Raw genomic sequence first — 25,637 nt, 5'->3', positions numbered from 1 at the left:
GCTCGTGCCGATGCGCTGGGGCGACATGGACGCCTACGGCCACATCAACAATGTGCAGATTGTCCGCATGCTGGAGGAAGCGCGCATTGCCGCGTTCGGGCCGCCGCGCGGCGCCGGGCTGCCCGGCGTGGAACCGCACGTCGCGCTCTTCAACGACCTCGCCGACGGCGTCATGGCCCTCGTGGTGGACCACCGCATACGGTACGTGAAGACCCTGGAGTACCGGAACGTCCCGGCGGTGGTGCAGGTCTGGGTCGGCGCCGTGAAGGGCGCCAGTTTCGACATCCATTACCTTGTGCAGGATCCGGTTACTCGCGAGGATTGTGTGAAGGCGTCGAGCCATCTCGCCTTTGTCGACGAAGCCACAGGACGGGTGCTGAGGCTGACCCCGGAACAGAAAGAGCGACTGGAGCCCTTCACCGACCACAAGCCCTGACCGGCCCACAGCTCACAGCCCCCGGCCCACAGCTCATCGGCGAGCCTGTTACCAACACAAGGAGCCGCAGTGAAAAAGAAGAAGAAATCCTGGAAGGACATGCCCCCGGCAGCGCGCATCGGAACGGTGATCATTGGCGCCGCGCAGCTGGCCTTTCTCGCGGCCGCCCAGCGGGACATTTCCCGCCGTCCGGCGGAGCAGATCCGCGGCTCCAAGAAGTTCTGGCGGCTTGCCACGCTGGTCAATTTCATCGGTCCAGGCAGCTACTTTGCGTTCGGCCGGAAGCGGCTGCCGCGGCCTACCGGGAAGTAGCTTCTCCGGGGCCGTGGTGCTGGCGTTCAGGTTAAGCCTGTAAATTTGAACGCATGACCCCCGCCCCTAAGCCTGCCCTGCACCGTGCCCTCGGAGTTTCCAAGGAGATCGAAGAGGCGGCCTGGTTCGTGCTCGGTGCGGGGCTTCAGGGCAAGCCATCGGCGCTGGACGGGCGCACCCAGACCTGGACCTCAGAGGCGGCCGGGGAGCTGCTGGAGCGGCTGGACCGGGGAGTGGCCGACGCCAAGGCCCCTATGATGACCAACCTGCGGACCAACCTCGCGGACGCCTCCCGTCCGGCGAAGCAGCTCGCCGTTGAGCTGCTCTTCCTGCAGTCGCTGCCGCTGGCCCATGAGGTGAAGTCGCTGAAGGTCAAGCGGGCCCGCGTGACCGAGGCGGCGTCGTGGATTGAACCGCCCCTTGAGCTTCCCGAGGCGCTGTACAAAGGCATGACCGACCACGGCGTCATCCGGGACCGCACCGCCGAATTCAACTGGACCATCTGGGACCACCTCAAGTGGCTCTGCCGGTTCGTGCACCATGTTGACCAGCAGTCCACGGCCGCCATCAACAAGGCGCTCAAGGACCCGCTGGCCTTCCATCTGCTCGCCGCGGGCACGCCGGACGACCAGCCGGCGATCCGGCGCAGCATCGAGTACCTCGCCTGGCCCAGCTTCTTCGAACCGGTCGTGGCCGACGTCGAACGCCGGGAAATCCGCGATGCCTTCGCCTCCCTGGTGGGCGGGGCCAAGGGCGACACCGATGAAGAAATCACCGCCGACATCCGGCGGATCCGCCTGCACCTTGATGAGCAGGCAGGACAGCGCATCGACTGGTACTCCCGCCACCTCGTGAGCCAGTGGCGCAAGGTCGGGGACCCGGGACGCCGCGCCTGGCTGCTGCGCACCCATCACGACAACGCCGAGCTGCTCGCCGCCTGGCAGGAGGAAGAGAAGGTGACGCTCGACGTCGAACATCTCCGCCTGCTGGACGCCGGCGTGACCGCCGGACTGGTCCAGCATGCGGTGGACGAGGATTACAAGCACCTCGGCTACGTGGAGCGGGAAGACACGAAGACGGCGGTTTTCGCCTTCCTGACCGTCATGAAGCCGGGGGACCTGGCCCTGTGCCACAACTCGGGGTCGGTCCGGATCGGCGTCGTCCTGGGGGAGCCCGACCACAACGGCGACAACCGCCGGATGCACCGGAAGGTCCGCTGGTTTGACGATGCCCACGCGATGACCGAACTGCCGCGGCACGTGCAGCGCCAGCTCGCCACTCCGGGGATCATCGTCGACGTCACGCGGGTGGTGCAGGCGCTGCAGGCGCTTCTGCCCGCTGAAGCGGAAGCAGAGCCCGACGGCGGTGCGGAACCCGCCGCCGTCGCCGTTCCCGTCCAGGAAGGGTTCCGCCCGCTGACGCCCGACTTCGCGGCCTCGCTGCACATGGATCTGGAACCGCTCCAGGAGATTGCCGACCTGCTGGAGGAGAACCGGCAGCTGGTGCTGTACGGCCCGCCGGGTACCGGCAAGACGTACCTCGCCAAGCACCTCGCGGCCGAGCTCGCGCAGGACAGCACGGACGAGCGGGTGAAGCTGGTGCAGTTCCACCCCTCGTACGCGTATGAGGACTTCTTCGAGGGCTACCGGCCGGACAAGACGGACGAGGGCCAGGTGTCCTTCAAACTTGTGGCAGGGCCGCTCCGCCGGCTCGCCGAAGAGGCCGCCAAGCCGGGCAACGAGTCAAAGCCGTATTTCCTGATCATCGACGAGATGAACCGCGCCAACCTGGCCAAGGTCTTCGGCGAACTGTACTTCCTGCTGGAGTACCGCGACGACCGCATCTATCTGCAGTACAGCCCCAACGAGCCGTTCACGCTCCCGGACAACCTCTACATCATCGGCACCATGAACACCGCGGACCGCTCCATCGCCATGATGGATGCCGCAATCCGGCGCCGCTTTGCCTTCATCGAACTGCACCCGAAGACCGAACCGGTGAAAGGGTCCCTGCTCCGCTTCCTTGAGGCGCGGCAGCTGGACACCACGCCCGCATTGCTGCTGGATGCTCTCAATGACTCCATCGACGAGTGGGACCGCGACCTCATGATCGGCCCCTCCTACTTCATGAAGAAAGCCGCGCAGAGTCCCTCGGGGCTGCGCCGGATCTGGAAGTACGAGCTCATGCCGCTGCTCGAGGAGCACTATCATGGGCAACTGACCCGGGCGCAGCTGGAGGAACGCTTCGGGCTGGAGCAGCTGATGGGACGCCTTGCGGCTCGCTAGCGTGGCCGCCGGGCCCGCGCGCGTTGGCGCCTCGCCGCGCTTTCGTCACGTCGTGCTGGACGAGCTGTCCCGCGGAGTGGTGGAGAAACTGGATCCGGGCAGCGCTGCGTTCATCAACTCCAGCGGGCTCGCGAAGGCCTCACCCATGGGGATGGGCATGTACCGGATCGAACCGGTGGGCAAGGTGGGCTCCGTGCGGACATCCCACGTGCAGCTCGACGTCCGGCCGAAGGACCGGCTGGGGCTGAACCGGCTGCTGTTCCTGCTGAGCTATGCAGGCGACCAGGGGTTCCGCGACGATCCTGTTGCCGCCACCGAGGACACCGAGCTGTGGAGCGCGCTGGCGGCGTCCCTCGCGCAGCTCGCCGAACGGGCCCTGCAGCGCGGCGTGCTTCAGGGCTACCTCACCGTTGACGAGTCGCTGCGGACGGTCAAGGGCCGGATCCGGATCTCCGACCAGATATCGCGCCGGCCCGGGATGCTGGTTCCGCTCGAGGTGTCCTACGACGAGTTCACTGAAGACATCGCTGAGAACCGGATCCTGCGTGCCGCCCTTGAGCGCATGTCCCGCGTACCCGGCGTCCGGCCCGAAGTGCTGAGCCGGCTGCGCCAGCTCAAAGGAAAGCTCGACGCCGCCACCCGGCTGCAGTCCGGCGCCCCCCTGCCGCCATGGCGGGCCAGCCGGATGAATGTCCGGTATCACGCTGCGCTCCGGCTGTCCGAGGTAATCCTGCGCAACGCCTCGGCCGAGGCGGGCGAGGGACCGCAGCAGACTGCGTCATTCGTGGTGGACATGGACCGGGTTTTCGAGGATTTCGTGGGCAAGGCCCTCCGCCACGCCATGAAGGGCTTTCCCGGTGAAATGCGGCTGCAGTTCAACGCCATGCTCAACGAAGCTGTCCGCGACTCGGACCGGCTGACCGTCCGGCCCGACGCCGTGCACCTGCTCGGGGGACGACCGGTGGTGGTCTACGACGCCAAATACAGGGCACGCGCGGATCGCGGGGCGTCGCTGACCGGGGACCATTTCCAGATGCTGGCCTATTGCACCGCGCTGCAGGTGCCCACGGCCTGGCTGGTCTATGCCGGAGCCGGCGAAGTGAAGCTGAGGCGCATCCTCAACACGGACATCGACATCGTGGAGTTTCCGCTGGACCTTTCCCAGCCTCCGGCGGACATTCTGGCCGCCGTCTCGGATCTGGCCGGGCAGTCCTGGGGAGAAGTGGTGCGTCAGGCCAGGTCCGGCCGCTAAGAGCGCGCCTAGACGGTTTCTGTTTCCCTGTCCTCGTCCGCAGCAGGATCATCCAGGTCGCCGTACATGGAGCGCAGGTGAGCGAGGAGGGCCTTCTCCGGGCAGCCGCGATATTGGGCAAGAAGACCACTCAGCCGGGTTCTGATCTCAGCACCTTCCGGGCACGGATCATCGAGGATCGAGGAGATGATCGCCATAACCTGCCGCCGCATTGGCCCCAGTTCCGGGTCCTTGGTGGGCTGGTTGACTTCCGGCCAGGCGACGAGCCGTTCGGAGTAGGCGCGGGGTCCTGTCGGCATCAGTTTCTGCGACATGTCACTCTCCGGTTCCCTCGGTTCAGACAGCAAGTGGAGTGATGCTTTGGGCCCTTGATGTCTCCAGTGTGCCAACGCGGGGGTCGGGTCCGCCACCCCAGCGAATTGAACATTGTACAAACTCTAGCGCAAGACAGACAGGTCTGTCTTGCGCGGGGGTTACGATGTTAACAAATGGACGGTTCATCCAGATCTGCTTTACCGAGCGCCGGGATTTTTCCCTCCGGCGGGTTGCAGTCTGGCCCGGAGACGGAGGCCCTGCCTGGAGGCGCGGCGGCGGGCATCCGGGAACGGATCGTGAATGCGGCCTATGATCTCTTCACGCGCCGCGGTGTGCGGGACGTGGGCATCAACGAACTCATCAGCCGCTCGGGCGTCGCGAAAGCGACCTTCTACCGTCATTTCGCCTCCAAGGACCAGGTGGTGCTCGCCTTCCTCGAGCAGCGCGACCGCGTATGGACCGTCAGTGCGATTGTGGGGGAGGCGCGACGCCGGGCACGCACCCCGGAAGAGCAGCTGTTGGCCATCTTCGACGTGTTCGCCGATTGGTTCCACCGCACCGATTTTGAAGCCTGCTCCTTCATCAACGTGCTTCTCGAGATGGGCTCCTCGCATCCCTTGGGCCGGGCGAGTATCGACTACCTCGCCAAGATCCGCGGTCATGTGAAGCAACTCGCGGACGAGGCCGGCCTGGAGCGGACCGAAGATTTCTCCAGGTCATGGCACATCCTGATGAAGGGGTCCATCATTTCCGCTGCTGAAGGTGATGTGGAGGCGGCCAGGCGTGCCCGCCAGCTCGCCGGCTGGCTCATCGAGCACCACCGCACCTGAGACGGCATAGCGTTCGGGCCAGGCGTCAGGCCGGGAGCGCAAACGTGAACGTGGTCCCGTGCCCTTTTGCACTGCGCAGCGAAACGGTGCCGCCGTGGGCTTCCACGATGGCCTTGCTGATGGAGAGCCCCAGCCCGACGCCGGGGATGGCGGAGTTTCGAACGGCCTCCGAGCGGAAGAACTTGGCGAAGGCTTCCTTCTGGTCCTGTTCGCTCATTCCCATTCCGTTGTCGCTGACGCTGCACAGCACGTGTTTGTCCTCGGACCGCAGGGAGACGGTCACTTCGCCGCCGTCGGGGGAGTATTTGATGGCATTGGAGACGAGGTTGTCCAGGACCTGTGAGATCCGCGCGGAGTCGACGTGCGCCTCCAGCTGCTCGGGGGCATCGAACCGGAGACGGATGCCGGATTCCGCAGCCCGGGGCCGGGCCGCGCTAATGCTCGCGCGGACCAGCTCAGCCACGTCCACTGCGTGAGGACTGATAATCAGCTGTCCGCGTCTGCTCGACAGGAGGTCTGAAACGAGGGTAAGCAGGCGTTCCGAATTGCGCTGGATGATTTCCAGCGGGCCACGTTGATAGTCGGTCATGTCGTCGTCGTCGAGCAGCAGCTCCACGTAACCGAGGATGGACGTCAGGGGCGTGCGGAATTCGTGCGAGACGTTGGAGATGAAATCGTCCTTGGCCGCAAGGGCATCAACCAGTTCAGTTACGTCACTGAACACGATGACGGAACCTGCAAAGTTGCCGTCCTGGTCCGTCATGGGCCTTGCACTCGTTGTGATGGCACGCTGCTCCTCGCCAGTCCCCAGCCAGACGAGATAGTCGGTGAATTTCTCACCAAGCACGGCACGGCGAACCGGCCGCTCCTCCACGGGAACGGGGGTGGTCCGGTCCTGCGCGAAGACCAGCAGTTGCGATTCATTCGGATCTGCGTTGTCCGGTGGAGACGCCAGCTGATGGTGGGCCCGTTGCTTCCGGTTCATCAGGATGTCGTTCCCACCTGCGTCTACAGCGAGCACGCCCAGGTGCACGGTATCGAGCACGGTATTGAGCAGCCTCTCGTGGCGTTTGCTGCCGTCCAGCACGCCCTGCAGCTGGGCGTCCTTGTCCTCCAGGTCGCGTTGCTGCCGGACCATGCTGAGAGTCATCACGGTCACCGAAACGCCGATCCCCAGCACCATGATCGGAAGCAGAAGGGAGCGGGTCAGGTCCTGTCCGGACACGTCCCCCTTGATCAGAAGCGGGAGCCAAATGATCGCTAGCGGCCCGAAAAAGGAAAGGGCTACAGCCGTCCTGGGAAATACGCCGGAAGCGCATAGCCAGATCACGGGAAATACCGCCATCAGGCTGATTCCCGTCAGGCTGTCCTGGCCGCCTTCCCTGCCGAGCGCGATCGAAACCAGGTCCAGCAGGGGAATGACCAGGAAACTGGGGTACGGCAGGCGGTCCCAGGGAACGGCATAACAGAGAATCAGGATGATGACCTGCGACACCAGGAAGCTGATGAAAAGCGGATTCGTCAGCGTCTGCGGGAAGAAGGCCAGAACGAGGACGGCTGTGAAACCGACTGTGACGGACAGCGGCATCTGGCTGAGCGTCACGCGGCCCCGCAAGGAATACTCGTGGAAGGGGCGCCGGAAGAGCGGCATCCTGCCCGAGGCGATGTTCCAGGCTTGCTTATTCATTCGTGCTGGTCAGGAAGGACTTGGCAGGTAAACGCATAGAAGCAGGATAACCGGCGGGGGCTATACTTCAGACGGGAAGTAGCGGGCTGAGGGGGCTGCGATGGGCGACACACGCGTTGGCTTGGTTATCGAGGACGACCACGACATTCGAGAGCTGGTGCGGGTTGTTTTGACGCAGGCAGGCTTTGAGGTCACGGCTGCGTCCAGCGGGGCGGAAGGTGTTCTCGCAGCCAAAAACCTTGATCCGGCGGTCATCACTTTGGACCTTGGCCTGCCGGACATCGACGGCTTTGAAGTGGCCCGGCAGATCCGCCAGTTTTCGGACGCGTACATCGTGATGCTGACGGCCCGGGCGGAGGAGCTGGATACCCTGATCGGCCTGGAGTCAGGGGCCGACGACTACTTGACGAAGCCCTTCCGGCCCAGGGAGCTGCGCGCCCGCGTTGCCGCCATGATGCGGCGGCCGCGGTCGACGTCGGATCTTGCCGATGACTCAGGCGCACCTTCCGCCGGGGCTGGCGACGCGAAGGGCTACCGCCACAACGGGCTGGATTTGAGCTATGAGACCCGGACCGTGTCCGTGGACGGTCAGGAACTCAGCCTGACCCGAACCGAGTTCGACCTGCTGCACGCGCTTCTGGAGGCGAACCGCATGGTCCGCACCAAGTCCGATCTGGTGCGCCGCCTACGGGACGAACCATACGACGTCGGGAGTTACATCAGTGAGGCCGACGAGCGGGCCGTCGAGGTGCACATGGGCAACCTGCGCAAGAAACTCGGTGATTCCGCCCAAAATCCGCGGTGGCTTCAGACCGTCCGCGGCGTCGGGTACAGGCTGGCGCCTGAGCAGGGCTGAGACTGCACCGAGCCGGCTCTCAGCGGGCGGTGAGGAACCGCTCCAGCTGCTCCTCCAAGGCGGGCCGGTCCTTTAGTTCGCACTCCCATAGCGTGAGGACTTCCCAGCCCGCGCTTTCGAGTTGCCGGCGCTGGTCGGCGTCGCGGTTTCTGGTCCTGGTTCGTTTTGTTTCCCAGAACTCAGCGTTGGCCTTGGGTGCGTGCTGGCCCACCCGGCAATCGTGGAAATGCCAGAAGCAGCCGTTGATGAAGATGACCTTCCTGCGGCCCGAGAACACGAGGTCGGGATTTCCAGGCAGCTTGGTGCCGCGGGAGACGCCGTGTAGCCGGTACCGGTAGCCCTTGGCATGCAGGAGGCTGCGCACCAGCAACTCGGGTTTGGTGTTCTTTCCCCTGATCCGGGACATGTTCCAGCTGCGCTGCTCAGGTGTCAGCCGGTCCGCCATGATTCAAGTCTAGGCGGCCAGCAGACGGCGGGATGTGGTGCTGTTAGGCGTTGAGTTCCGGCTGCGCGCCGAAGTCGAAGTGCCTGCCGCTGACGGATCCGGGCTCGATCTCGACGTAAAAATCCTTCAGGGTCGGCACCCAGGAAGCCAGCCCGAGCGCCTCGGCTTCGGCAATCTCGGCCGCCTTGTCCAAGACCCGGGCAGTACCGCGGAGGACGACCGACCATGCCTGGTCCGACAGGATGCCGTCCGTTTCGAAAAGCACGCGGTCGTTGATGGTCAGCTCGGCCAGCTTGTTGCCGGGGGCCGTGCGAAAGTAGAGCTTGCGGCGGCTGGTCACGTAGTTGACGGGGAAGATGTCCGGCTCTCCGGCCACGGTGACAACGAGCCTGCCGTGGTTGGTGCCCTCCAGAAGCTGCCAGCACTGTGCGTCGTCGAGGATGAGGATGGGGTCGCCGTCTGCGTGATTGAACATCATGGCTCCATCATTCTACGCGAGGTAGAAAAGTGATAGGGGTGCGCGGCAATTTTCCCAGCAGTTCCCGTAAATCCGCCATAGGGTGCCCGGCCGCTTCCTGGGCTTCGCAGGTTGTGGATAACTTTGAGCGCGAAAGGGTAGCCTCGGCTACCCTTTAACCATTGTTCGGACACGGACGTCTGGGCCATCTATCCGGGGGGATTAGCTGCGCATGACTTCTCGATCGCCTATTTCCGGGCGCCTGTGCCTTTCTGCTGTTTCGTGCCTCGCCATCTCCGCCCTGGCTCTCAGCGGCTGCAGCAGCGGCGATGCGCCCCCGGGCGATCCGAGCGCCGGGACAACTTCCTCCGGGGTGCCGTCTGCGTCCATTACGCCGGCTGCCTCGCCTACTCCCAAACCGACGCCCGTCTACAAGCCGGCCGACGCAAAGGGCCGGGCGCAGAATGTTCCGGTTCCAGTACTTCCCGAAGCTGCTAAGAAGCAAAACAAAGCAGGGCTGATTGCATTTGCCAAATACTGGTACTCAACCCTTAACTTCGCCTACGAAACAGGTAACTTCGGGCCGCTGGATAAAGTCACGGCGCCGACCTGCGCACTCTGCGGGAAAGTTCGGCCGGGAATAATCGAGTGGAATTCTGGGGGACGATGGATCGCTGGCGGACTAGTCAAGGCGAATGGCGCCTTTACTGAATTCGTAGAGACTCCGACGGGCGAGTATCAGGTAACAACCCAGCTTGAGCAGTCTCCCGGAACCTTGCACAGGCCGGACGCCAGCGTGGAGAAGTCAGTTCCTGGCTCACAGGTGCTCGCGGATATCATGCTTGTGCGCTTCGTCAATGGGGGCTGGAAGGCTATGAACGTTGACCGGCTTGGGGCATGAACCTCCGATGCCGATTGCCGCGCAGCATCTGCGGAATCCTCTGCATCGGCCTATCGTCAGTTGTAATTTCTGCTCTTCAGATCGAATCGGCAATGGCTGATTCCTCTGATGTCTTCTGGAATACAGGTGGCGTTGGAGTGTGGCGTTTCGACTCCGACAACAAAGTGTGGGTCGACGCGCCGGCGTCCGTTCCGGAGAGTCCATACCAATATAAATTCGAGCCGCTGTGTCTGGTGAACAACAATGACTTCGATATCGCTTGTCTTGCAGGTGCGATTAAGTGTACGGACGGGAAGGATGGGCGTCCTGTTAGGTGGTGGTGGAAGCTTCGAGTAGCAGGAGACGACAGTTGGACCGCAATCCGACCCGACAGATGCGTCTACACAGAAGACCCGGCTGATGTCCTGGGCCGCATCGCAGCACAAATTCAGAGAAGGTTTGAGCAACTCCCCGTGAATGCTGGAGTCTCGGGAATTCAGCCAACTCCTCACACTCTTAGGGGCGCTGAGACCAACTTCTACGCTGAAGCCGCTGAACAGACCTTCAACGTAACCATGCTCGGGCAGAAGGTCGCGATCGTCGCCAAACCGGTCCAATACCGCTGGGACTACGGCGACGGCACTTCACTCGGACCAACGACCACCATGGGTGGACCGCTGCCGCAGGACCGCTGGGGTGAGAAGACCCGGACGAGCCATGCCTACGCGCAAACCGGAGACTTCAATGTCGTCCTGACCACGTACTTCCAGGGCACCTACTCAGTCAACGGTGGTCCTGCGCTCCCCATACCCAACCAGGGCCAGTTCAGTGCGCCCCCTCAAACCGTGAGTGTCTGGCGGTCTGTCACCCGGAACTACGCCGACGATTGCATCACAAATCCCCGCGGCCAGGGTTGTCCGGGCGCTGCTGTGACAAAGGGGCGGTAGCAGTCGTGGCTGTTCGACCCTTTGTAGCTGTGTGCCGTGTTTCTGCCATGGCCATTCTTTCCGTGCTCGTGTTGTCATCCAGTGCCTGTGGAGATGCGAACAGCGTCGATGGCGGCGAAGGCGCCGTGCCTGCGGCATCACTGTCTTCTATTTCCCAACCCAGCGTCGAGGCGCCCCCTCGCCCAACGCCGGAGCACAAGGCGGGAGATGCAAACGGCCCAGCGCAAAATGTCCCTCGGCCGATCAAGGCCGACCTGACAGGTGAGAACACCAAGGAGGGTCTGGAGGAGTACGTGAAGTACTGGTACTCCCTGCTTAGCTATGGTTTTGAAACTGGCGACCTGTACGCCTGGTCTGAGCAGTCATCGCGGTCATGTGTCTTCTGCAACGTCCTGAGAACGAGCATTGCTGATGCTTATGAAAAAGAAGGATGGCTGGCGGGCGGCCATATATCGACGCCTTCGGCTGTAGCACGGTTTAAAACTGGCGCTTCCACGCAGCAGGTCGTGGTTCACGTTATTCAAGAAGAAAGTACGCGCTACAGGGCGGACAAAACAGTTCACAGTCGGCATCGTGGAAGCAACACCGGCGCTGTGGTCTTAGCCACCTTTGCTCAGGGAAAGTGGAGCGTCTCCGACATGCACCTTTTGCGGTAGCCATCTTCGTAAATTCCAAGGTTGAAAAACGTACAGGTGTAGATCCGGAGTGTGACCCTCAGCGCATTCGGAATACTTGCACACGCGCGGCAGTTGCAGACGGTGAACCCAAATGCATTCTGAAAGGAACCGCGCATGCTGTTTTCCCGGCTGAACCTCGGCGAGCTTGAACTCCCTAACCGGCTGGTCATGGCGCCTCTCACCCGCCTCCGCTCAGGCAAGGACGGAATACCCGGGCCGCTCGTAGTGGAGCACTATCGCCAGCGGGCCTCCCTCGGCTTGATCGTCAGTGAGGGCATCTACCCCAGCCCCGCCGGTCGCTCCTACCCGGGACAGCCGGGGCTCGTCACGTCCGAGCAGATCGCCGCTTGGAAAAAAGTCACGGATGCAGTCCACGCCGAGGGTGGCCGGATGTTCGCGCAGATCATGCACGGCGGGCGCGTCTCCCACGAGGACATCACCGGGGGCCACCGAATCGTTGCGCCGAGCGCCATCGCCGTGGATGCGGAGACCCGGACCTACAACGGCAAGCAGGCGCACCCCGTTCCTCATGAACTCACGACGGACGAAGTTCCTGTGGTGATCCAGGAAATCGTCACGGCGTCGCTCAACGCAATCGAGGCCGGTTTCGACGGCGTCGAGCTCCACTCTGCCAACGGTTATCTGCTGCACGAGTTCCTTGCGCCGAACAGCAACATCCGGACGGACAGCTACGGCGGCTCTCCCGAAAAACGGGCACGGTTCGTCATCGAGACCGTCAACGCTGTGGTCGAGGCGCTGGGCGCCAACCGCGTGGGAATCCGCATCTCCCCGGAACACAACGTTCAGGGCATCAGCGAAAATGACGTTGAGGACGTTCGTGCCACCTATGAAGTATTGGTGAACTCGATCGCGCCCTTGAACCTTGCCTACTTGAGCATCCTGCACGACCAGCCCGCATCCGAGTTAGTCCAGGACCTGCGCGCCCGGTTCAATGGAACCTTCCTCGTCAACACCGGTTTCGGCGACGTCACCACCCGTGAGGAGGCAGTTTCCTTGGTCTCTGACGGTCACGCAGACGCTGTGGTGGTTGGCCGGCCAGCCATCGCCAATCCCGACCTCGCTCGTCGTTGGCGCGAAGGGCTCCCCCTGAACGAGCTCGACCCGAGCACGTTCTACGCGGAAGGCGCCAAGGGTTACACCGACTACCCGGCCTACCAGCCCGCGTAGCCAGACCGGCAAACGCAGAGTCGCTGGCAACCCACAGAGAGTACGAGGAACCGCCCGGAATCCCGGGCGGTTCCTCTGACTTTTACAAGCCCGGCCGGGCCCGCCTGTCCTCATCCGGCCGGGACATGATCAGCCTGCCGCGAGGGCATCGTTGACGAGCTTGGCCAGTTCGGGTGCATCGGCTGCGGTGACCGCTCCAACCGCGCCGCTCTTCATCACAGTGACCGCCAAGGTCCCCTTAACTCCCAACACGGTGATATTGCAGACCTGTTTCTGCCCGGTGGGGGTGGTCTGGACGGTCAGCGCAGCCAGCGACTGATCGGCCTGCACTGCGGGGTCCAGGGGTTTCATTTCGTTGGTGACCTTCTGCCCCTTCAACTCAACGGTGTACGTCGAGCACTCCTTCAGCGCCGCTGCGCTCTTCTCGAACTGGGCAGTCATCACCGAAGGGTCCCGGACAGCGAACACCGTCATGACCGTCGCCGTTTTGGCCTTCGCCGCCAGGCTCGCCCCGGCAGCGTAGGTGCTGCCCTCGGGAACCTGGGTGTTGTTATCGATCAGCACCCCGCAGGTTTTTGGTGTGATGACGGCGGTTTTGAGCATCTCCCGGGCTGCTATCAGTCCCTGGTCGATCTGGGCGGCCGGGACGACGGTGAGGGGCTGTCCTTGGGCATCCTTCAGGCCGGCGACGATGGCGGTGAGTTCCTCATTGGTGTAGGCCTTCGGGGTTGGTGTCGGTGTCGGTTCCGATGACGCAGGGGACGGACTCTCGTTGGTACCTGACGGGGCTGGGCCGCCGCAGCCCGTGAGAGTGAGAACTGCTGCGATGGTGAGGGCGGCTGGAGCGTTGCTTCTGTTCATGGCTGGATCCCGTTCAACTGTGCCGGCCTACCCGCGGGTTTTCGCGGGCTCGTTCCGGAACTGCGCCGTCAGCTGCCGCTTGCCGGCGGGCACAGTACACCGCGCACGCCTGCGATGTTTGAGTCGCTCAGGGCCGGCCTGCGGGCCGTGTCCTGGTGTGGTGATCCCCTTTTTCACCGCTGGATGGCGCGGTTGCTCAGAGGGTACGACGTCAGCCCAGCCAGCGCCAGAGCAGGCAGGTAACTCACCTCCCTGACCTCCACTGACGTGCCCGGGGGCCCCGCTGGCGGTCAGGTCCTCATAGCGTCCCAATAGAGAGTCCACGCTGCGCTTCGTCCCTTCGGGTCCCCGATGCCAAATTTTCGGGGCGCGTTCAATTCTCACGGGCCCATTCATCCTCACGGTTCGCTCGCCTATAGGATTTGAGCATGCAGAAAGCGTCCAGCGGCACCAGAGCCGGCAGCCGGCATGACGATCAGACCGGCGACCGCCGCGGAGGTCGAACCGTGAGTCGCCAGGTCCTGGCGGACCACGTCTACGAGGAACTGCTGGCCGCACTCATGGACGGCCGGCTGGAACCCGGCGCCGCCGTCAGCATTGATGGAACGGCCCGCGAACTCGATGTTTCGCCTACTCCTGTCCGCGAGGCACTTGCCCGGCTGGAGCACACCGGCATGGTCCGGCGAGTGGCCTTGAAGGGGTACCGCGTTGCCCCGGTGTTCACCCGGGAAGACTTCGCGGAGCTCATGGAGGCCCGGCTGGCTATCGAGCCGGTCAACGCCCGTTTGGCCTGCGCCCGGCTCACGCCCGAACGGCTTGTGGAACTCGAAAGGACCGTCGACGACCTCAAGTCGGCCCCGCGCGGCCCCTCATTTGCTGAATACAAGGACTATCTGGAAGCGGACGAACACTTCCATCAGCTGATCGCCCAGCAGACCGGGAACCAGTTCATGGTTGCCGCCTACGCCGCCCTTGGCGGGCAGGTCCAGCGGTTCCGGCTGTTCGGCGGCGTAGGCATCACCGACGCCGAATTCGCCATCGCCGAGCACCAGGCAGTCCTGGATGCGTTCTCCACAGGGGACCCCGAAAAGGCCGAGGCCGCCATGGCCGACCACATCCAAAAGGTCCGGGCGCGGGCCATCGCCGACGCCCCCGCCAAGTAGCCTTCCGCGCAGCAGGGCACTACAAGTAAATGACCTCTATCTGATGGTCAGCACATCCCTATAGGATCTTCGATTGCCACGGGGAACGCCACAAAAACCTTGACAGCCCCATTCGGATAGTAGATCCTATAGGAAACAGGATTCACGAAGGAGTGCAAAACGTGGCATATACAGCCGAGAACTGGCCCATCACCGCCGCCCTGCTGCAGTTCCCCGGTACAGACGCCCAAGGAACCCCCATCAACGACGCAGACGCGTCCGCCTGGGCCGAAGTTTTCACCGAGGTCAAGGAAGCCGGTTTCGCCAACGCCGACCTCACCGACAGCTGGGTCCGCCCTGGCGACCTCAGCAAAGAACGCCTCGCAGAGTTCAAGCAGACCGCCCAGGAAGTGGGCATCGGCATTCCCGTCATCTCCGCCATCCGCCGCAGCGTGATCGAGGAAGGCAGGTGGGAAGCCAACCTCGAGTACAGCCACCGCACCATCGACGCCGCCGCTGAACTGGGGTGTGAGGTCGTTTCCTTCGGCCTGCACCAGGCGATCACCCCGGAGCAGCAGAAGCAGCTCTGGTTCTGGACCGTCGAAGGCCACAAGGACCCGGCCGGGGACAAGGAGTCCTGGAACAACGCTGTCACGCGACTCCGCGAACTGGGCCGCCACGCGGCAGACGTAGGCGTCCTGCTCTCCCTCGAAATGTACGAGGACACCTACCTCGGAACCGCGGACGCCTCCGTGCAGCTGGTCCAGGACATCGGACTCTCCAACGTCGGCCTCAACCCGGACATCGGCAACCTCATCCGCCTGCACCGCCCCATCGAGGACTGGCGCGAAATCGTGGCCAAAACCATGCCGTACTCCAACTACTGGCACATGAAGAACTACATCCGCGACGAGGACGTGGCCCGCGACATGTACGTCGCCATGCCAGCCCCCATGGAGAGCGGCCTCATCAACTACCGCGAGGCGTTCAAGGTGGCCATTGCGAATGGCTACCAGGGCATCATCTGCACCGAGCATTACGGCGGCGACGGCCTCTCCGTCACGGCCCGCAACCAGGAATACCTGCGCCGCCACGTCCTCCCGAAGAAGGACGGCTACGCGCTCGGCACGAGCCTGGTGGCGCAGGGACGGCAGCGGCCGGCCGCCGTCGAACTCGCCTCTTCCTGAAGGTCCGGGCGTTCGGTTCCCACCGGAACTGAACGCCCGACGGCGGCTGCCGGGCTCTGTTCCGGTGGCCGCCTTCCCGGGGCTCTCCGGAACAAGCCGGCCGTGGTCCACGACAACTGCTCACCCCAACACGGATTCAATGAGGAACCATGACCCAGATCTTCGACAATCCCGCTGATTTCGCGGATGAGGCGCTGGACGGCTTCGTGGCTGCCAACCGCGGTCACGTGGCCCGAGTGGACGGCGGCGTTGTCCGCTCCACTGAGATGGCCCCCGGCCAGGTGGCCCTCGTGATCGGCGGCGGCTCCGGACACTACCCGGCCTTCGCCGGACTCGTGGGAGCCGGCCTGGCAGCAGGCTCAGCGTGTGGCAACATGTTCGCTTCCCCTGCCGCCGGGCAGGTCTACCGCGTGGCCAAGGTCGCCAACGCCGGCGGCGGCGTGCTCCTCAGCTACGGCAACTACGCCGGCGACGTCCTGCACTTCGGGCAGGCCCAGCTGCGCCTCAACGCCGCAGGCATCGAGACCCGCACGGTGCTGGTGACCGATGACATTGCCAGCGCACCGCTGGACCAAATCGAGAAGCGCCGCGGCATCGCTGGCGACCTCACGGTCTTCAAGGTCGCGGGTGCCGCCGCCGAGGCAGGCCTGAACCTGGACGAGGTGGAACGGCTGGCCCTCAAGACCAACTACCGCACGCGCTCCCTGGGTGTGGCCTTCGACGGCTGCACGCTGCCCGGCGCGAACGAGCCCCTCTTCCAGGTGCCCGAAGGCCAGATGTCGCTGGGCCTCGGCATCCACGGTGAACCGGGAATCTCCGAGCACCCCATGCCCACGGCATCGGAGCTCGCGGAACTGCTCGTCTCCAGGCTCCTCGAGGACAAGCCCGACGAAGCCGGCGACCGCGTGGTGGCGATCGTCAACGGACTCGGCACCGTCAAGTACGACGAACTGTTCCTGCTGTTCGGCAAGATCGAAAAGCTGCTCGACAAGGCCGGGCTGACCGTGGTGGAGCCGGAGTGCGGCGAGCTGGTCACGAGCCTGGACATGTCCGGGCTCTCCCTGACCCTGCTGTGGCTGGATGACGAGATCGAGCAGTACTGGGCAGCCCCTGCCGACACTCCGGCGTTCCGCAAGGGCAATCTCGCGCCGCGCCCCCGCCGCGAACTCGCCGGAACCGAGGACGCGGTCGCTGAAGCGACGGAAAAGGCCACCGCGGCATCCTCGGACCTGGGCAGGCTGGCGGCCGCCGTCCTCGCACAGGTGCGTGACGTCGTCGTCGAACACGAAGAGGAACTCGGCAACCTTGATGCCATCGCCGGAGACGGCGACCACGGCATCGGCATGCGCCGCGGCGTGGATGCCGCCGCCGCGGCCGGCGAGCGGAATGCGGCCGCCGGAGCGTCCGTTGAACGCGTGCTCACCGCCGCGGGGGAGGCCTGGAGCGAGCGGGCCGGCGGAACCTCCGGTGCCCTCTGGGGATCCGCGGTCATCGCGGCGGGAATCGCACTGGGCAACCGCGACTCCTATCGGGCAGAGGACGCGGCCGCAGCGGTGGAGGCTTTCACCAGCGCGATCACCGCGCTCGGCAAGGCCGAACCGGGGGACAAGACCATGGTGGACGCGCTCCTGCCGTTCCAGGATGCGTTCCGCAAAGAGCACGACGGCGGCGCCTCCCTTAGCGGCGCCCTCGCCGCTGCTGCTGCCGCGGCCACGGAAGCGGCCGGGCAGACAGCGAACCTGCGCCCCCTCAAAGGCCGGGCCCGCCCGCTGGCTGAGAAGAGCCTCGGCCATCCCGATCCGGGTGCAGTTTCCTTCGGCCTGATCACCGAACGGATCGCCCGCTACATCCAATCTGAACTGGCCACGTCTGATCTGGCCTCATCCCGCATGGCCGCCCCGGCCGGAAACGGAGCACAAGCATGACCTCGACCACAGGCTGGCGCATTGTCATCGGCAACGATGAGGCCGGCGTTGAATATAAGGAAGCGCTGAAGGCATTGCTCGAGGGCGACGACCGCGTGGCCTCCGTTGTGGACATCGGCGTGGCCGCCAATGACTCCACCGCGTACCCGCACCTCGCCGTCACAGCTGCCCGCAAGGTGGCCGAGGGCGAAGCCGACCGTGCCCTCCTCATCTGCGGCACGGGCCTCGGCGTGGCCATTGCGGCCAACAAAGTCCCCGGCATCCGTGCCGTCACCGCACACGACAGCTACTCCGTGGAACGCTCGGTCCTGAGCAACAACGCCCAGGTCCTTACCATGGGCCAGCGCGTGATCGGCCTGGAACTCGCCAAGAAGCTCGTGGGCGAATGGCTTGGCCACCGCTTCGACGAGAACTCGTCCTCGGCGGCCAAGGTGGACGCTATCTGCTCCTACGAACCCGACTACATGAAGGCTGACTGAACCATGACAGAGACACCCAACAGCTCACGCAAGTTCGCCGTCGTCGGGTCCGGCTACATGGGCGGCGGCATCGCCCAGGTGCTGGCGCTGGGCGGAGCGCGCGTTGCCTTGGCCGATGTGTCCGCGGAGGTAGCGCAGAAGAACTATGAGCGCCTTCTGACGGAGTCCGACCAGTTTGTGGCTGACGGCCTGTTCCCCGCAGGCTCCACCGAAATCCTGAAGCAGAACCTCTGGGCCGCGAAGGACATCGAGGAAGCCGTGGCGGACGCCGACTTCATCGAAGAGGCCGTTCCCGAAGTCATCGCGATCAAGCACGAGACGCTGGCCCGCATCAGCGCAGCCGCGCGCCCGGACGCCATCATCGGCTCCAACACCTCCACCATCTCCATCGCGGAGCTGTCGGAGCCGGTGGCCAACCCGGAGCGCTTCCTCGGCGTCCACTTCTCCAACCCGTCGCCCTTCATCCCGGGCGTGGAGATCATTCCCCACGCCGGAACCTCGGCCGAAACGGTTGGCGCGGCCCGCGATCTGGTGCACGGTGCCAACAAGCAGACCGCGGTGGTCAAGGACGTCACCGGGTTCGTGCTCAACCGGCTGCAGTACGCGCTCTTTCACGAAGCCGCGCAGCTCGTGGAGCAGGGCATCGCGACGGCGGAGGACGTGGACACACTGGTCCGCACCACCTTCGGCTTCCGCCTGCCCTTCTTCGGGCCGTTCGCTATCGCCGACATGGCTGGCCTGGACGTCTACAACTTCTGCTACAAGTCGCTGCAGACGGACTTCCCGGAGCGCTTTGCCACCCCGAAGATCCTCACGGACCTCGTGGAGGCCGGGAAGCTGGGCACCAAAACAGGTGCAGGCTTCCTCAATGTCCCCGCCGAGCGCACCCCCGAGCTGATTGCCTACCGCAACAAGGCCTACGTGGCCATGCAGAAGCTCATCGAGGAGCTTGGTCCGGCACCCATCAACTGAGCACCCGCTGAACCCGGCACAGCCGAATCCAACACAGGCAGGAACCCAGAATGACGCAGCCCAGCGCCGCCGGCACCGCGGGCCACAACACCCCGGAAACCATCTATGTGGGTGTCAGTACCAAGATGTACCTGGGCTACCGGGACAGTCTGCGCTGGCTGGGCGAGCTGCGCCGCGAAGTGGACGCCCGTCCGGCACTCGCTGCCGGACGGGTGGTCCCGTTCGTCATTCCGTCCTTTCCCATGCTGCCCGCTGCTGCCGAGATCCTGGCCGGCTCGCCGGTCCTTCTCGGGGCCCAGGACTGCGGCTGGGCGGACGGCCCGTGGACCGGTGAGGTGTCGCCGTCACTGCTTTCGGAGCTCGGCGTACGCCTCGTGGAGATCGGCCATGCCGAACGGCGCCGGCACTTCGGCGAGGATGACGCCATGATCGCGCTCAAGGTCAAGGCAGCAGACGACGCCGGCCTCACCCCTCTGCTGTGTGTCGGCGAGGAGACCGCAGGGCCGGGGTCGGGTACGGAGACCGGGGCCGCCGAGACGGCTGCTTCGTTCGTCTACGGCCAGATCCAGGCAGCGACCGGCGGAGACTGGGAGCTTGCCTCGCGGCTGGTGATCGCCTACGAACCGGTGTGGGCCATCGGCGCCGCCGAACCGGCCAGCGCCGGCTACGTGTCCGACGCCGTGAAGCACCTTCGCGCACGGCTCGCCGTTCACGGACTGGCCGGCCTGCCGGTCATCTACGGCGGCTCGGCCAAGCCGGGGCTGCTGCCCACGCTCGACGGCGTCTCCGGTCTCTTCCTCGGACGGTTCGCCCACGAGGCGGCCAACTTCGGAAAAGTGCTGGATGAAGCCCTGGCACAGGCCAACGCTGTGGCGCGGGGCCCCGTAAGCCAACAGGGCTAGAGGAACGCCTCCCGCCCGGTCCCTTCGCTCAGAACAAGTTGGCCGTCCTCGATGGACACCAACAGGCTCCGCGGCCGCCCGTGCAGCTTCTTCTCCGCCATGAGGTTCCGGCTGACCACCTCCACGCCCACAGTGGCGCCCTTTGCGGGCAGTTCCACAGAGACTTCCTCGGCCATTCCGAGCAGCTCCCGGGTGGTGACGTCGCGGTCGTACCGTGCTTCCTTGCCGTTGACAGTGATGGCGACATCGTCCTCCCTGAAGCCATCCTGAAGAATGATGAGCAATTCCTGCATGGTGCACCGCCTACCTGGAGGATTTCTGCTGCCTACAGCCACTACATCACTTAAGCTCAGCCCTGTGTAGGGCAAAATGTTGTGGTGACCCAATTCCCGCAGGCCCCTTCCGCACCCTCTCCAGCTCCGGATCCAGCCCCGGCACGAACTCCGGAGGCCAACGGCACGGACGGCGGTCTTGCCCAGCGCATCGCCGCCCAGATCGCCGCCGAGCTCGGCGTCAAAGCCTGGCAGGTGAAGGCAGCCGTGGACCTGCTCGACGGCGGGTCCACCGTCCCCTTCATCGCCCGCTACCGCAAGGAAGCCACGGGGACGCTCGACGATACCCAGCTCCGCGATCTCGACGAACGCCTGCGCTACCTCCGCGAACTGGAGGACCGCCGTCGTGCGGTTCTTGAGGCGATTGCTGCGCAAGGCAAGCTGACCCCGGAACTCGAGGCCGCCGTCGTCGCCGCCGACACAAAATCCAGGCTGGAGGACATCTACCTGCCCTTCAAGTCCAAGCGCCGCACCAAGGCGCAGATCGCCCGGGAGGCCGGGCTGGAACCGCTCGCCGACGCGCTGCTTAAGCGCCCCGAATTGGATCCGGAGCGCGAGGCGGCGAAATACCTGAACGCCGAGCATGCGATTGACGATGCCGCCGCTGCGCTCGCCGGCGCACGCTCCATCCTCGTCGAACGCGTGGCGCAGGATCCGGACCTTGCAGAAACGCTGCGTGAGCGTCTGTGGACGCAGGGCCGGATGGTGTCGCGCGTCAAGAAAGGCAAGGAGGCCGAAGGGCAGAAGTTTGCGGACTACTTTGAGTTCTCGCAGGCTCCCAGCGGAATGCCGTCGCACCGCGTCCTCGCGCTGCTGCGCGGCGAGAAGGACGGCGTGCTGGAGCTCGACCTCGCCGAGGCGGACCCGGCCGACGACGACGCCCTCGCCGCCGCGCGCGCCCGGTACGAGTCCGCCGTGGCCAGGTTCCTCGGGGTTGCGGACCGCGGTCGGCCTGCCGACGCCTGGCTCCTCCAGACCGCGCAGGTGGCATGGCGCTCGCGGGTGCTTGCCCGGCTCACCGCCGATCTGCGCGGTCGGATGTTTGCTGCTGCTGAGGACGAGGCTGTCCGCGTCTTCGCAGCCAACTTGCGCGATGTCCTGCTGGCCGCACCGGCCGGTAACCGCGCCACACTTGGCCTGGACCCCGGGCTGCGGACCGGCGTGAAGGTGGCAGTGGTGGACGGGACCGGCAAGGTGGTGGCCACGGATACGGTGTATCCGCATGCGCCGGCCCGCAAGTGGAATGAAGCCCTGGCGACGCTCGGCCGGCTGGCGCGGCAGCACGCCGTCGAACTCGTGGCAATCGGTAACGGCACAGCCTCGCGGGAGACGGACAAACTGGCTGCCGAACTGATCAAGCAGCTGTCGGCCGAAGCGGGTGGCGGAACGGCAGCGCCGCAGAAGCTGGTGGTGTCCGAGGCCGGTGCGTCCGTATATTCGGCGTCGGCGCTGGCCGCGGCGGAACTGCCGGGCATGGACGTGTCCCTCCGCGGCGCGGTTTCGATCGCGCGGCGACTGCAGGACCCGCTGGCCGAACTGGTGAAGATCGATCCGAAGTCGATTGGCGTCGGGCAGTACCAGCACGACGTCACCGCCGCCAAGCTGGACCGCAGCCTGGATGCCGTGGTGGAGGACTGTGTGAATGCGGTGGGCGTGGACGTCAACACGGCGTCGCCGGCGCTGCTGAGCCGGGTGGCCGGCGTGGGGCCGCTGCTGAGCGAGAACATCGTGGCCTACCGCAATGAGCATGGTCCGTTCGCCAAACGCAGCGAGCTGAAGAAGGTGCCGCGGCTGGGGGCGAAGGCGTTCGAGCAGTGCGCCGGATTCCTGCGGATCACCGGGGGAGCGGAGCCGCTGGATGCGTCCAGTGTCCACCCGGAGTCGTATCCTGTGGCCCGGAAAATCATGGCAGCCGCCGGTGCGGGGACTGGCGCCGCCGGTGCCGGGACTTCCGGCAAAGCCGCGACGCTTCCCAGCGCCGGGCTGGCCGGGGCCAGTTCGCTGAACCCGCAGGACTTTGTGGATGGCACGTTCGGTCTGCCCACGGTGCGGGACATTATTGCCGAGCTCGAAAAGCCGGGCCGCGACCCCCGGCCGGCTTTCAAGGCCGCCACGTTCTCCGAGGGGATCGAGAAGATTTCCGACCTCAAGCCCGGGATGGTGCTGGAGGGGACAGTCACCAACGTGGCCGCGTTCGGCGCATTCGTTGACGTTGGAGTGCACCAGGATGGGCTGGTGCATGTGTCGGCGCTCGCGAACCGGTTTGTGTCCGATCCGCGGGAAGTGGTGAAGTCGGGCCAGGTGGTGCGGGTGAAGGTGCTCGAAGCCGATCCGGAGCGGAAGAGGATCTCGCTGACCCTGCGGCTCGACGACGAACCGGCACAGTCCGGCGGGCGCCAGGCTGCTGGGGGCCAGGCTGCCGGGCGCCAGGCGGGCGGCGGCCGTCCTGCGCGCAATGGCGGTTCAGCAGGCGGTGGTTCTGCGGGCGGTGGTTCTGCCGGCGGTGGCGGTCGTGCGGCGGGCGGCGGAAAGCACAAGCCCGCGCCTCAGAAGCCCGGGCCCCAGAAGCCCGCGCCTCCTGCGGACACTGCCATGGCAGAAGCGCTGCGGAAGGCCGGCCTCACGAAGTAGGCGAGCCTGCAGGACATCGAGCCTGTCCCGAACTCCGAGCCGCTGGGCAAGGTTCTGTCTGGGATTAGAGCATGGTCCGAGGCGCGGGCGCGTTGCCCCTGACAGTATCGAACCGGGTGCCTAGAGTAGCGGCATGAGTTTTACGCCGCCGGAGCCGTTCACCACCCGCCCCACCCTGCGGGGCACGTTCGGCATGGCTGCATCGACGCACTGGCTGGCAACGGCAACGGCGCAGTCTGTGCTGGAGCGGGGAGGCAACGCGTTCGACGCGGCCGCCGCCGCTGCCTTCGTGCTGCACGTGGTGGAACCCCACCTCAACGGTCCAGGCGGAGACATGACCGGCGTGTTCAGTACGGCAGAGGATCCGGGTAAGCCCGTCGTGCTCATGGGGCAAGGCCCTGCGCCGGCCGGAGCTACCGTGCAGCACCTCCGGGGCGAGGGTCTGGATCTGGTGCCGGGCTCCGGTGCGCTCGCCGCCGCGGTGCCTGGCGCCGTCGACGCTTGGCTTTTGCTCCTGCGGGATCACGGAACCTGGGAGCTCGCGGAGGTGCTGGACTTCGCGATCGGGTATGCGCGGGACGGGCACCCTGTTCTTGCACGGGTCGGCAGCACCATCTCCGCGGTTTCGGCGTTGTTCAGCGAACACTGGCCGACGTCAGCCGACCTGTGGATGCCTGACGGACGGATTCCGCAGGAGGGCGAGCTGATGCGGAATCCCGCCCATGCCCGCACCTTGCAGAGACTGGTCCAGGCCGGCGCAGGCATAGGAGAGGCTGCGGATGCTGCCGCTGCCCACACGCGTGAGTCGCGGATCGACGCTGCCCGCCGCGAATGGAGTGAGGGCTTCGTGGCCCGGGCCGTCGCCAAGGCTGTGCAGACGCCACAGCGCCACTCGTCGGGGACGGACCACCGCGGCGTGCTGACCATGGCCGACATGGCCGGGTTCCGGGCGGGCTATGAAGAGGCCGCCACTCTGGAATTCCGGGGCTATACGATTGCCAAGACCGGACCGTGGGGTCAGGGTCCGGCGCTGCTGCAGGCCCTCGCCATTCTGGACGGTTTCGATGACGAACACCTCGATCCGTCTACTGAACTCGGCGCCCACACCATTCTCGAGGCCCAGAAGCTCGCGCTGGCCGACCGTGAGGCGTACTACGGCGACGCCGATGTGCCGCTGGACCACCTGCTGTCGGCAGATTATGCGGCTGAGCGCCGCCAGCTGATCACCAAGCAGGCGTCCCACGAGTTCCGTCCTGGCCGAGTCCCCGGGCGGGAACCGTACACTCCGGTCCTGCGGACGGAGTATGTTCCGGCCGCACACGCGGGTTTTGCCGGTGGGGCAGGGGAGCCCACCGTGGAAGCGACGGGGGAGACCCGCGGCGACACCTGCCACATCGACGTCGTGGACCGCTGGGGGAACATGATCTCGGCGACGCCGTCAGGGGGCTGGTTGCAGTCGTCGCCGGCAATTCCGGAACTGGGTTTTTGCCTGGGGACCCGGCTGCAGATGACGTGGCTCGAGCCGGGAACCCCTTCGACGCTGGCTCCCGGTAAGCGGCCCCGGACCACGCTGACGCCGACACTGGTGCTGCGCGACGGCAATGCAGTCTCGGCGCTTGGGTCACCGGGCGGGGACCAGCAGGACCAGTGGCAGCTCCTTTACTTACTCCGGACCATTGTCGGGGGATACTCGCCTCAGCAGGCCATCGATGCGCCGGCCTTACATACGACGTCGATGCCGGGCTCATTCTGGCCCCGCACCTGGGAACCAGGTGGTGCCGTCGTCGAGGATCGGTTGGGGAACGATGTCATTGAAGGCCTCGAGCGAAGAGGCCACCGCATCACCCGCGCCGGTGACTGGACGCTGGGACGGCTGTCCGCCGTCGTGCGTGATCCGTCGACCGGAGTTCTGCAAGCGGCCGCCAATCCGCGGGGTGCGCAAGGTTACGCTGCAGGGCGGTAATGCTGTATGGGGACCTGCTCGCAGGCCTTCCGGCTTCGGTGCGGGTTCTTTGGTTGCCTTCGGCACGTCGGGGTTTCCGGTTTCCGGGCTTTCTGAAAGGCTGGGACCATGACTTACTTCCTGGAATATACGGTTCCTGCTGGCCCTGACGACGCCGAATTCGAGTTCCCGCACGACGAGATCCAGACGGGGACCACCATCCCGCTCTCGGAGACGGACGCTGAAATAGTGCACACGTCCGAGCTTTCTGCACGGACCGGCATCGTCGGTGCCACGGTACCGGAAGCCAAGCTCGAAGCCGAGCAGCTCATCATCCACAGCCGGGCCACTGAGGCTTCTCTTTATGAGGATCCGTCCAACTCGCTACAGTCGGGGATCGGTACGCTGATTTCCACGTTCGTGGAAGGTCGCGGCTGGCAGGACGCCTAGCCAGCGGCACGAACACACCGGACGCCCGGACTCCTTGAGGGTCCGGGCGTCCTGCTGTTTAGTGGAGCGCTGCAGCACGGCTCGGCGACATTACAGTATGCGCATTCGCGTAGACCCCGAACGCTCAGCTCATGTTCGGTGGTGGTGGTTGCGGCGGGGTTTTTGGTGGGGGTCGATGTGGGGTGGGGGGATGAACCAGGGGATGCCGGTTTTGACCTGGATCTGCCAGTGCTCTTTGTGGATGAGA

General features: G+C 65.1%; 25 protein-coding genes. 19 read left to right on the top strand and 6 right to left on the bottom strand.

Annotation, left to right across the window (positions count from 1 at the left end; translation table 11 throughout):
• Nucleotides 1–10: 10 nt before the first annotated feature.
• The 4 genes from AC6CH3_RS13850 (at nucleotide 11) to AC6CH3_RS13835 (ending at nucleotide 4,285) form a co-directional block, all read left to right on the top strand.
• A complete protein-coding gene (locus AC6CH3_RS13850; RefSeq protein ID WP_498132998.1) occupies nucleotides 11–436 on the top strand; it encodes an acyl-CoA thioesterase in 426 nt (141 codons plus the stop codon).
• Between the two features lie 69 nt (nucleotides 437–505).
• The gene (locus AC6CH3_RS13845; protein ID WP_498132997.1) at nucleotides 506–748 is read left to right on the top strand and encodes a hypothetical protein; all 243 of its coding nucleotides are present in this window, start codon (nucleotides 506–508) and stop codon (nucleotides 746–748) included.
• A gap of 53 nt (nucleotides 749–801) precedes the next feature.
• Nucleotides 802–3,033: an McrB family protein gene (locus AC6CH3_RS13840; protein ID WP_498132996.1), complete on the top strand. Its 2,232-nt coding sequence runs from the start codon at nucleotides 802–804 to the stop codon at nucleotides 3,031–3,033.
• Complete coding sequence (locus AC6CH3_RS13835; protein WP_498132995.1) at nucleotides 3,020–4,285, top strand: 5-methylcytosine restriction system specificity protein McrC; 1,266 nt, start codon at nucleotides 3,020–3,022, stop codon at nucleotides 4,283–4,285. The genes AC6CH3_RS13840 and AC6CH3_RS13835 overlap by 14 nt, the downstream gene beginning before the upstream one ends.
• Before the next feature lie 8 nt (nucleotides 4,286–4,293).
• Here AC6CH3_RS13835 and AC6CH3_RS13830 read toward each other — a convergent pair whose 3' ends face one another.
• Complete coding sequence (locus AC6CH3_RS13830; protein WP_498132994.1) at nucleotides 4,294–4,599, bottom strand: hypothetical protein; 306 nt, start codon at nucleotides 4,597–4,599, stop codon at nucleotides 4,294–4,296.
• A 297-nt stretch (nucleotides 4,600–4,896) separates the two neighbouring features.
• Between AC6CH3_RS13830 and AC6CH3_RS13825 the strand changes: the two genes are divergently transcribed.
• On the top strand, nucleotides 4,897–5,430 hold the full coding sequence (locus AC6CH3_RS13825) for a TetR/AcrR family transcriptional regulator (RefSeq protein ID WP_498132993.1): 534 nt from the start codon (nucleotides 4,897–4,899) through the stop codon (nucleotides 5,428–5,430).
• Between the two features lie 25 nt (nucleotides 5,431–5,455).
• Here the strand turns inward: AC6CH3_RS13825 and AC6CH3_RS13820 are convergent, their stop codons facing one another.
• Nucleotides 5,456–7,117, bottom strand: a complete 1,662-nt coding sequence (locus AC6CH3_RS13820) for an ATP-binding protein (protein ID WP_498132992.1) — start codon at nucleotides 7,115–7,117, stop codon at nucleotides 5,456–5,458.
• A 100-nt stretch (nucleotides 7,118–7,217) separates the two neighbouring features.
• Here AC6CH3_RS13820 and AC6CH3_RS13815 point away from each other — a divergent pair, with 100 nt between their 5' ends.
• Entirely contained in the window at nucleotides 7,218–7,973 is a 756-nt protein-coding gene (locus tag AC6CH3_RS13815) for a response regulator transcription factor (RefSeq protein WP_498132991.1), read from the top strand.
• Between the two features lie 19 nt (nucleotides 7,974–7,992).
• Here AC6CH3_RS13815 and AC6CH3_RS13810 read toward each other — a convergent pair whose 3' ends face one another.
• Complete coding sequence (locus AC6CH3_RS13810) at nucleotides 7,993–8,418, bottom strand: very short patch repair endonuclease (protein ID WP_498132990.1); 426 nt, start codon at nucleotides 8,416–8,418, stop codon at nucleotides 7,993–7,995.
• A gap of 43 nt (nucleotides 8,419–8,461) precedes the next feature.
• Nucleotides 8,462–8,896 (bottom strand): pyridoxamine 5'-phosphate oxidase family protein, encoded by a 435-nt coding sequence (locus AC6CH3_RS13805; protein ID WP_498132989.1) that lies wholly within the window; start codon nucleotides 8,894–8,896, stop codon nucleotides 8,462–8,464.
• A 211-nt stretch (nucleotides 8,897–9,107) separates the two neighbouring features.
• On the opposite strand from AC6CH3_RS13805, the gene AC6CH3_RS13800 reads away from it, so the two are divergent.
• The 4 genes from AC6CH3_RS13800 (at nucleotide 9,108) to AC6CH3_RS13785 (ending at nucleotide 12,567) form a co-directional block, all read left to right on the top strand.
• On the top strand, nucleotides 9,108–9,776 hold the full coding sequence (locus AC6CH3_RS13800; RefSeq protein ID WP_498132988.1) for a DUF6318 family protein: 669 nt from the start codon (nucleotides 9,108–9,110) through the stop codon (nucleotides 9,774–9,776).
• A 452-nt stretch (nucleotides 9,777–10,228) separates the two neighbouring features.
• The gene (locus tag AC6CH3_RS13795) at nucleotides 10,229–10,702 is read left to right on the top strand and encodes a PKD domain-containing protein (protein WP_498132987.1); all 474 of its coding nucleotides are present in this window, start codon (nucleotides 10,229–10,231) and stop codon (nucleotides 10,700–10,702) included.
• Between the two features lie 47 nt (nucleotides 10,703–10,749).
• On the top strand, nucleotides 10,750–11,358 hold the full coding sequence (locus tag AC6CH3_RS13790; protein ID WP_498132986.1) for a DUF6318 family protein: 609 nt from the start codon (nucleotides 10,750–10,752) through the stop codon (nucleotides 11,356–11,358).
• 135 nt (nucleotides 11,359–11,493) lie between these two features.
• Nucleotides 11,494–12,567: an alkene reductase gene (locus AC6CH3_RS13785; protein WP_498132985.1), complete on the top strand. Its 1,074-nt coding sequence runs from the start codon at nucleotides 11,494–11,496 to the stop codon at nucleotides 12,565–12,567.
• Between the two features lie 129 nt (nucleotides 12,568–12,696).
• Here the strand turns inward: AC6CH3_RS13785 and AC6CH3_RS13780 are convergent, their stop codons facing one another.
• The gene (locus AC6CH3_RS13780; protein WP_498132984.1) at nucleotides 12,697–13,428 is read right to left on the bottom strand and encodes a hypothetical protein; all 732 of its coding nucleotides are present in this window, start codon (nucleotides 13,426–13,428) and stop codon (nucleotides 12,697–12,699) included.
• A gap of 428 nt (nucleotides 13,429–13,856) precedes the next feature.
• On the opposite strand from AC6CH3_RS13780, the gene AC6CH3_RS13775 reads away from it, so the two are divergent.
• The 6 genes from AC6CH3_RS13775 to AC6CH3_RS13750 all read left to right on the top strand — a co-directional run bounded on the left by AC6CH3_RS13775 (nucleotide 13,857) and on the right by AC6CH3_RS13750 (nucleotide 20,035).
• Entirely contained in the window at nucleotides 13,857–14,591 is a 735-nt protein-coding gene (locus tag AC6CH3_RS13775) for a GntR family transcriptional regulator (RefSeq protein ID WP_498132983.1), read from the top strand.
• Nucleotides 14,592–14,752: 161 nt separating this feature from the next.
• On the top strand, nucleotides 14,753–15,757 hold the full coding sequence (locus AC6CH3_RS13770) for a sugar phosphate isomerase/epimerase family protein (protein WP_498132982.1): 1,005 nt from the start codon (nucleotides 14,753–14,755) through the stop codon (nucleotides 15,755–15,757).
• 149 nt (nucleotides 15,758–15,906) lie between these two features.
• A complete protein-coding gene (gene dhaL / locus AC6CH3_RS13765) occupies nucleotides 15,907–17,682 on the top strand; it encodes a dihydroxyacetone kinase subunit DhaL (RefSeq protein WP_498132981.1) in 1,776 nt (591 codons plus the stop codon).
• Complete coding sequence (locus AC6CH3_RS13760; RefSeq protein ID WP_498132980.1) at nucleotides 17,679–18,161, top strand: ribose-5-phosphate isomerase; 483 nt, start codon at nucleotides 17,679–17,681, stop codon at nucleotides 18,159–18,161. Before dhaL ends, AC6CH3_RS13760 begins: the two co-directional genes overlap by 4 nt.
• A gap of 3 nt (nucleotides 18,162–18,164) precedes the next feature.
• Entirely contained in the window at nucleotides 18,165–19,133 is a 969-nt protein-coding gene (locus AC6CH3_RS13755) for a 3-hydroxyacyl-CoA dehydrogenase family protein (RefSeq protein WP_498132979.1), read from the top strand.
• 50 nt (nucleotides 19,134–19,183) lie between these two features.
• Complete coding sequence (locus AC6CH3_RS13750) at nucleotides 19,184–20,035, top strand: triose-phosphate isomerase family protein (protein WP_498132978.1); 852 nt, start codon at nucleotides 19,184–19,186, stop codon at nucleotides 20,033–20,035.
• Here AC6CH3_RS13750 and AC6CH3_RS13745 read toward each other — a convergent pair.
• Nucleotides 20,032–20,328 carry a hypothetical protein gene (locus AC6CH3_RS13745; protein ID WP_498132977.1) on the bottom strand — a complete coding sequence of 99 codons (297 nt, stop codon included), beginning with the start codon at nucleotides 20,326–20,328 and terminating at the stop codon, nucleotides 20,032–20,034. The two genes, AC6CH3_RS13750 and AC6CH3_RS13745, sit on opposite strands and share 4 nt — an antisense overlap.
• 84 nt (nucleotides 20,329–20,412) lie before the next feature.
• Here AC6CH3_RS13745 and AC6CH3_RS13740 point away from each other — a divergent pair, with 84 nt between their 5' ends.
• The 3 genes from AC6CH3_RS13740 to AC6CH3_RS13730 all read left to right on the top strand — a co-directional run bounded on the left by AC6CH3_RS13740 (nucleotide 20,413) and on the right by AC6CH3_RS13730 (nucleotide 25,390).
• A complete protein-coding gene (locus tag AC6CH3_RS13740; protein ID WP_498132976.1) occupies nucleotides 20,413–22,998 on the top strand; it encodes a Tex family protein in 2,586 nt (861 codons plus the stop codon).
• A gap of 133 nt (nucleotides 22,999–23,131) precedes the next feature.
• Nucleotides 23,132–24,961, top strand: a complete 1,830-nt coding sequence (locus AC6CH3_RS13735) for a gamma-glutamyltransferase family protein (RefSeq protein ID WP_498132975.1) — start codon at nucleotides 23,132–23,134, stop codon at nucleotides 24,959–24,961.
• Nucleotides 24,962–25,069: 108 nt separating this feature from the next.
• On the top strand, nucleotides 25,070–25,390 hold the full coding sequence (locus AC6CH3_RS13730) for a hypothetical protein (protein WP_498132974.1): 321 nt from the start codon (nucleotides 25,070–25,072) through the stop codon (nucleotides 25,388–25,390).
• The last annotated feature ends 247 nt before the right edge of the window (nucleotides 25,391–25,637 follow it).

Source organism: Arthrobacter sp. GQ119, from assembly GCF_059759125.1.
This window is presented reverse-complemented; position numbering and strand designations above follow the sequence as displayed.

Bases quoted from the DNA above. Each gene is read 5' to 3' on its own strand.
- AC6CH3_RS13745 (WP_498132977.1), bottom strand. From the start codon at position 20,328: ATGCAGGAATTGCTCATCATTCTTCAGGATGGCTTCAGGGAGGACGAT.
- AC6CH3_RS13760 (WP_498132980.1), top strand. From the start codon at position 17,679: ATGACCTCGACCACAGGCTGGCGCATTGTCATCGGCAACGATGAGGCC.
- AC6CH3_RS13800 (WP_498132988.1), top strand. From the start codon at position 9,108: ATGACTTCTCGATCGCCTATTTCCGGGCGCCTGTGCCTTTCTGCTGTT.
- AC6CH3_RS13785 (WP_498132985.1), top strand. From the start codon at position 11,494: ATGCTGTTTTCCCGGCTGAACCTCGGCGAGCTTGAACTCCCTAACCGG.
- AC6CH3_RS13830 (WP_498132994.1), bottom strand. From the start codon at position 4,599: ATGTCGCAGAAACTGATGCCGACAGGACCCCGCGCCTACTCCGAACGG.
- AC6CH3_RS13730 (WP_498132974.1), top strand. From the start codon at position 25,070: ATGACTTACTTCCTGGAATATACGGTTCCTGCTGGCCCTGACGACGCC.
- AC6CH3_RS13755 (WP_498132979.1), top strand. From the start codon at position 18,165: ATGACAGAGACACCCAACAGCTCACGCAAGTTCGCCGTCGTCGGGTCC.
- AC6CH3_RS13750 (WP_498132978.1), top strand. From the start codon at position 19,184: ATGACGCAGCCCAGCGCCGCCGGCACCGCGGGCCACAACACCCCGGAA.
- dhaL (WP_498132981.1), top strand. From the start codon at position 15,907: ATGACCCAGATCTTCGACAATCCCGCTGATTTCGCGGATGAGGCGCTG.
- AC6CH3_RS13775 (WP_498132983.1), top strand. From the start codon at position 13,857: ATGCAGAAAGCGTCCAGCGGCACCAGAGCCGGCAGCCGGCATGACGAT.
- AC6CH3_RS13735 (WP_498132975.1), top strand. From the start codon at position 23,132: ATGAGTTTTACGCCGCCGGAGCCGTTCACCACCCGCCCCACCCTGCGG.
- AC6CH3_RS13840 (WP_498132996.1), top strand. From the start codon at position 802: ATGACCCCCGCCCCTAAGCCTGCCCTGCACCGTGCCCTCGGAGTTTCC.
- AC6CH3_RS13780 (WP_498132984.1), bottom strand. From the start codon at position 13,428: ATGAACAGAAGCAACGCTCCAGCCGCCCTCACCATCGCAGCAGTTCTC.
- AC6CH3_RS13805 (WP_498132989.1), bottom strand. From the start codon at position 8,896: ATGATGTTCAATCACGCAGACGGCGACCCCATCCTCATCCTCGACGAC.
- AC6CH3_RS13850 (WP_498132998.1), top strand. From the start codon at position 11: ATGCGCTGGGGCGACATGGACGCCTACGGCCACATCAACAATGTGCAG.
- AC6CH3_RS13815 (WP_498132991.1), top strand. From the start codon at position 7,218: ATGGGCGACACACGCGTTGGCTTGGTTATCGAGGACGACCACGACATT.
- AC6CH3_RS13790 (WP_498132986.1), top strand. From the start codon at position 10,750: ATGGCCATTCTTTCCGTGCTCGTGTTGTCATCCAGTGCCTGTGGAGAT.
- AC6CH3_RS13820 (WP_498132992.1), bottom strand. From the start codon at position 7,117: ATGAATAAGCAAGCCTGGAACATCGCCTCGGGCAGGATGCCGCTCTTC.
- AC6CH3_RS13810 (WP_498132990.1), bottom strand. From the start codon at position 8,418: ATGGCGGACCGGCTGACACCTGAGCAGCGCAGCTGGAACATGTCCCGG.